Source organism: Sediminibacterium salmoneum NBRC 103935, from assembly GCF_000511175.1.
Classification (GTDB): Bacteria; Bacteroidota; Bacteroidia; order Chitinophagales; family Chitinophagaceae; genus Sediminibacterium; species Sediminibacterium salmoneum.
Genome location: NZ_KI866530.1, coordinates 645394 through 651432 on the forward strand (window position 1 = coordinate 645394; position 6039 = coordinate 651432).

Annotated in this window: 7 protein-coding genes; 2 read left to right on the forward strand and 5 right to left on the reverse strand. The window is 41.1% G+C overall.

The annotated features are described in order from the left end of the window. Positions 1 to 73: 73 nt before the first annotated feature. Both P767_RS0103215 and xerD read right to left on the reverse strand, forming a co-directional pair. On the reverse strand, positions 74 to 916 hold the full coding sequence (locus P767_RS0103215; RefSeq protein WP_026763377.1) for a DUF2911 domain-containing protein: 843 nt from the start codon (positions 914 to 916) through the stop codon (positions 74 to 76). Positions 917 to 1014: 98 nt separating this feature from the next. Continuing rightward, complete coding sequence (xerD, locus tag P767_RS0103220; RefSeq protein ID WP_026763378.1) at positions 1015 to 1914, reverse strand: site-specific tyrosine recombinase XerD; 900 nt, start codon at positions 1912 to 1914, stop codon at positions 1015 to 1017. A gap of 94 nt (positions 1915 to 2008) precedes the next feature. Here xerD and P767_RS0103225 point away from each other — a divergent pair, with 94 nt between their 5' ends. After that, entirely contained in the window at positions 2009 to 2455 is a 447-nt protein-coding gene (locus tag P767_RS0103225) for a YkgJ family cysteine cluster protein (protein ID WP_172637506.1), read from the forward strand. Here P767_RS0103225 and P767_RS0103230 read toward each other — a convergent pair. Next, positions 2441 to 3481: a WD40/YVTN/BNR-like repeat-containing protein gene (locus P767_RS0103230; RefSeq protein ID WP_037351595.1), complete on the reverse strand. Its 1041-nt coding sequence runs from the start codon at positions 3479 to 3481 to the stop codon at positions 2441 to 2443. The two genes, P767_RS0103225 and P767_RS0103230, sit on opposite strands and share 15 nt — an antisense overlap. Positions 3482 to 3583: 102 nt before the next feature. On the opposite strand from P767_RS0103230, the gene P767_RS0103235 reads away from it, so the two are divergent. After that, positions 3584 to 4312, forward strand: a complete 729-nt coding sequence (locus P767_RS0103235; protein WP_026763381.1) for a tRNA threonylcarbamoyladenosine dehydratase — start codon at positions 3584 to 3586, stop codon at positions 4310 to 4312. Positions 4313 to 4322: 10 nt separating this feature from the next. Here the strand turns inward: P767_RS0103235 and P767_RS0103240 are convergent, their stop codons facing one another. Then, positions 4323 to 5495 (reverse strand): exo-beta-N-acetylmuramidase NamZ family protein, encoded by a 1173-nt coding sequence (locus tag P767_RS0103240; RefSeq protein WP_026763382.1) that lies wholly within the window; start codon positions 5493 to 5495, stop codon positions 4323 to 4325. Positions 5496 to 5505: 10 nt separating this feature from the next. Continuing rightward, on the reverse strand, positions 5506 to 6039 hold a 534-nt coding region (locus P767_RS15595; protein ID WP_216593194.1), incomplete at its 5' end, for a YkgJ family cysteine cluster protein.

Sequence of the window (6039 nt, forward strand, 5' to 3'; positions counted from 1 at the left end):
CAGGTCAATTGACCTGGTTTTTTTATTAGTATGTTACGAAGGATTAAAGTTGATTCAATCCAAAGGGGCGAACTTATAATTTGCTGATGAGTTCTTTTGCCATTCTTACATAGTCTGCATTCTTGGCTTCTGTAGCAATGCTGATACATTTTTCTGCACTTGCTTTAGCGTCCGCTTTCTGACCCATGTCTTTCTGAATCTTTGCAGTTAATAAGAACAACCAGAAAGCTTTTGGATTGGCTTCAGTTGCCTTGTTTACATTCTGTAATGCTTTTGCATAATTCTTTTCCCACTCATAGTAGAAATTAGCAGCTGCCTGGTAAACATTTGGGTTTACTTTTTCAGCACTTAATGCTGCTTCTACCTGTGCACGCAATCTGTCTTTTACGTTGGTGCTGATAGGGATGCTTACGGCTACCTTACCCCAGCTCAATTGCAAATCAATGCTTTCTGCTTCTACGTTGGCAAACTGGAAACTGAATGTTTCGGTATTGCTGGTTGTTTTTGCTGCTTTAACCTTGAAGCGAACCACGTCTTCACTTTGTTTATATCCATCGGTACCCCAGTTATTCAAACCTTTGTTTACCACTACTTCCCAGTAATCAACTCCAGGTACAGTATATAAAACATAAGCTCCGGTATCTAAGGTTGTTCCACCCATGGTTACTTTATCAGAAAAATGAATTCTGGTGGCAGCATTTGCACCCGTTCTCCATAATTGATTCAATGGAACCAACTCTGAATTTTCTTTTAACATTGCTCTGCCCTTTACATTGGGACGGGAATAAGTTAATTCAATTTTTCCCATACCAAAATCCTGAGAGATTTTCTGTGTGGTACTAGGCTGGGGCATTCTTATTTGTGCAAAACCCATTACGCTGCTCAATAAGGCAGCTGCAAGTAAAGTCTTTTTCATATCATTAAATGTTTGAACGTCAAACTTAGTTCTTCCCCTTCAAATGCCGCAATTTTTTTAGAAAAATCGGAAGATTGTTTAACGATTTAACAAATTGGTTATTTATATCCGGGATGAAATCGTTGAAGCGTATCCCTTAAATAATTATTGTCGAGGTGCGTGTATATTTCTGTTGTGGTAATGCTTTCATGCCCCAGCATTTCCTGAACAGCTCTTAAATCTGCACCGCCTTCCACCAGATGGGTGGCAAAAGAATGACGAAAAGTGTGTGGCGATATGCTTTTGGTGATACCTGCTTTCAACGCCAGGTCTTTAATGATGTAGAAAATCATTACCCTGGATAATCCCTTACCTCTGTTATTCAGAAATAAGTAATCTTCATATCCGGGTTGTATAGCCTGATGTACCCTAACCTGATCCTTGTAAATTTTAATGCATTTTATGGCTGAGCTCCCAATGGGGATTAATCTTTCTTTATTTCCCTTTCCAATTACTTTGATGAATTCAACGTCCAGATAGAGTCCTGATATTTTTAAACCCACCACTTCACTAACCCTTAAGCCACAGCTATACATGGTTTCCAGTATGGCTGTGTTTCTGGGTCCTTCCGGCGTACTTAAATCAATTTGCTGAATGATACTTTCAATTTCGTTGAAGTGTAAAGTGTCGGGCAATTTTCTTTTTGCTTTGGGAACAGTAAGCAAAACAGAAGGATCGCTGGTGCAAATTTGCTCAATGATACAATACTTAAAAAAACTCCGGATGCCGGAAATGATTCTGGACTGAGAGCTGGCAGTCATTCCCAGCTGATTGATCCACTGTATAAATGCCTGTAAGTCTTTTAAAACAATATCAGATGGTGCTTTTTGTTGTTCTAAAGTAGCTAAGAAGCTGGTTAGCATTTCAATGTCATGCAGGTATGCTTCTACGGAATGTTCACTAAGTGATTTCTCCAGTTGCAGATAAGCTTTGAATCCTTTTTTATACGCTGTCCACATGGTTGATAAAGATAACAGCTATATCATTATATTCGTGTTTATGTTAGTTAATCTTAGATCCTTTAAGCAGAAAGTACGTCATAACGCCAAAAGCATGAAGAAGTTTTTGGGTAAGATTGAAAAGAATCCCCCTAAGGGTTTGGATAAAATGGCAGAAAAAGTAGATGCCGAAGTTTGGAAGGAAGTAGATTGCCTTAGCTGCGCCAATTGCTGTAAGTCGATGAGCCCTACTTTTAATGCAAAAGATCTCAAGCGCATTGCTGCTCATTTGGAAATGTCGGTTGCAGAGTTCAAGGAAAAATGGTTGTACTTTGAAGAGGAAGATGGTGATTGGATGAATAAAAAACAACCTTGCCAGTTTCTGAATCTGACCAATAATATGTGCAGTATTTATGAAGTTAGACCAGAAGATTGTTCCGGTTTTCCGCATCTGAAAAAGAAAAAGATGGTAGAATATATTCATGTGCACCAACAGAATATTGACTACTGTCCGGCTACCTATAAAATGGTTGAGAAGTTTCAGGACTTACTCAAAAAGTAGCCTGGCAATTCTGCCGCCACCGCCGGCAAGGAAAACAGCGTTTCCTTTTTTGGCTTTTTGCACCACATGAAAGCTGAGTTTACTGATATTGTTCCAATGCATGCCACCATCGCGGGAAATATCAACGCCCGAAGTGCCGCAGCTGATTAATGTATTTTCATTGAGGTAATTAACACTGGATTTATAACCATGCGGGGGTATAACGGGTTGAGTAAAATGGATGCTTTTTCCGAACTCAACTTTTACTGCATTGCCCTCTCTAACGGTATCTCTGGCAAAATCTCCGCCTACAATAAAGGCAAATTTGCCGGAAGGACTGATGTCTATGGAATTGGCTCCTGTTGATTCTTTTCCCTGCAAAAGCGGTAATGCATAGCTGTCCCGCTGATCTCTAGCATTGATGATTCTGGAAGCCTTTCCACCTGTAACCATCCAGGTAGCCGATTTAAATTGTTTGTCTGATGAAACGATTTGCAGGTTAGTTCCACTGGAGGCAAAAAAAGCTTCCCCTTCCTGCAAAGGAATTCCATCTTTAAGTTGGTTTTCCCATGTTTCGCCTTCATTGTTACTTGTAGCAAAAAAAGCTTTGCCGTTGATTGGGTCACCCACAACCTGAATGTTTTTTCCCTTTGCATGCATGGCATCTAAAAACATGCCCTTGGTACTGTCATTAAAAACGGTGTACCAGCTGTTGCCACCGTCTTTTGTTTTTAAAATCATTGCTGGTTCGGCAATGGCCATAATAATGGCAACCTGGTCGCTGTAAGCTTCTATGTCTCTGAAATCTCTTTTCTCCAATCCGGGAACCTGCATCCATTGAATATTTTTTCCTCCATCGATAGATTTGCCCACCATGCCATTGCTGCCACTGACCCAGAATATTTGGTCTGATACCACACTTAATCCACGGATACTGATCTTGTTGCCCTGTGTTAATACCTCAATACCCGGATGGGTTTGCGCGGCCACTCCAAAACAGCAATGAGCCAGGATGGCTACTAAAAATATTTTTAAATATGACTTCATACCTTCATTTTTGCGCTTGTTAAATTAGGTATATGCAAATCAAACGGACTGCCTATACTTTACCAAGTTAAATTAAATTATTCTCAATATAAATTCAGACGAATGATTCCTTACTGGATGAGCAGAACCCAGTTATTGCTGGGAGATGAACCCATTGAAACCTTGCAGAAAAAACATGTGCTCGTGGTTGGTTTAGGTGGTGTGGGTGGTATTTGTGCGGAAATGATTGCCAGGGCAGGTGTGGGTAAAATGACCATTGTAGATGCAGATACCGTTGACTTAAGCAATACCAACCGTCAGATTCCGGCCCTTCATTCTACTGCCGGCAAACTAAAGTCGGAAGTAATGGCCGAAAGATTAAAGGACATTAATCCTGATATTGAATTGATTGTAAAGTCTATTTACATTAAAGATGAAATTACGGGTGAGCTGCTTGATGAAGCCCAATATGATTTTGCAGTGGATTGCATTGATACATTGTCTCCCAAAGTGTATTTTATTAAAGCCTGCCTCGACAGGAAAATACCGATGGTGAGTTCATTGGGGGCAGGTGGAAAAGTAGATCCTTCTCAAGTAGTAATTACAGATATTTCCAAAACCTATCAGTGTAACCTGGCGAGTTATGTTCGGAAAAAACTGCACAGTTTCGGAATATACAAGGGCGTAACCGTGGTGTTCAGTGCCGAAAGAGTAGATCAGTCCCGCATTATTGAAACCGAAAAAGCCTATCCCAAAAAGTCTATCATCGGTACCATTTCCTATATGCCTGCCATTTTCGGATGCATGGCCGCCAGCGTGGTAGTCAGGGGTTTATTGAAACAGGAAGATTAGTGCTGGCAGATTAATACAAAAGATAAGGCTCAATGGCTTTATTCCAGCCGGGTACAGATGTAATTTTTGTGCATTGTTGCAGAAACGAGGGCATCGGTAACTCATATAATTTTTCTGCATCGGCTATTCCTGTAAGTTTGTCCAAATGGTTTATTCCATTTGGGTTCACATAGGTTTTATATCCTGCCCATGCAAAGGAATCGGGTTGCATGTCTTTAATGATTCTAATTAAAACCAACCCAAAGAAAACGGGTTTGAATGTATCCGGATACTTCACTTTAAAATGAACCCCATTGCATTGTTCACCTGCGAATTTGGCATCCTGCGGAATAAAATGAACTGGTTTGGCTTCCAGTTCTTCACCAAACAATTGATTGATTTGTCTGGCCAGTTTTTCATGTTGCAACCAGGGTGCACCAACTGCTTCAAAAGAAAAATCGGTGGATCTTCCTTCAGAAAGATTCGTGGCTTCCAGTAAGCAAAGTCCGGGATATAGCAATAAAGACTCCGCAGTTTGTATAGCAGGAGAAGTAGGAACAAAAGGTATTTCCCAATCGGACTGGAACATCGACCTGCTCCAATGCTGGCAGGGTATCACCGTAAGGTCGGTTTTAATCCCCCTGGTTTCATTGAAATACAAAGCCAATTCTCCTAAAGTACAACTATGGCGTAAAGGAATATTCCATCTGCCGATAAAAGAGGCACAGAGTTCCTCCAGAAAAGGACCTTCCTGTAAATCGGCCAATCCGGAAATGGGGTTGGGGCGATCCAGTATAATCAGGGGCTTCCGGTATTTTGCACAGGCTTCCAATAAATAACTAAGCGTCCACAAGTAGGTATAAAATCGAACCCCCACATCAGGTACATCAAAAACCAGACAATCCAGATCTTCCAAATCTGTTTGATCCGGAGCTAATTTTTGTCCATATAAACTAATGACAGGCAGGTCGGTTAATTCATCAACGCCATTGTGCATAGGCGCCCCATCTGCTCCTTTTACATTCAGGCCGTGTTCCGGCGAAAACAGTTTACGGATATTAAATCCGGCCTGTTGCAAAACCAGTCTGGTAGGCTCAATTGCATGTGTGGTGGCTGCTTCATTGGTTACTAAGCCAATTTTACTCTTCTTCCATTCAACGGCAGCCAATTGTAACAGATGATCAATTCCAAATAGTACAGACATATTAAACGGGTTACTGGTCTTTGCTAAAGTGCATTTCATCTTTCAGGGCCTCCACCACATTGAATATGATAGGACAGCGATCATAATGCATGAAGGTGGTAAAAATTCTTCGCTTGAAATGAGGCATATGCAAGGCCGGAAATTCCTTGCATCCCTCAAAGCGGTATTCGTAAACGGAACATTTATTATCAGATAAAAAAGGACAGGGCATCCGGTTCATAATCATTAAACCATTGCTGCCTTTTTCTAAATAGGCTTCATCAAAATCAGATCGGTTCATTTTCAGGTGTCCGGACAATCGGTCTGCTTCGCCCTCGTTCAGGCAAACCATTAAACTTTTGCAGCAATTGCCACAGTCTGTGCAAGAGATGGTTGGACTAATCAGCGCATCCAGTTCCTGAACTTTGGCATCTATTTCCTCGTCGTTGAATTCCTTGATAAAAGCGCTAAAACGATCATTTTCCTGCTGGTGACTGGCGGCGTATTCGGCCATCATGGTTAAATTGGTCTGGGGCTGAAAAGGGCTTTTCATTGATGCAAAGGT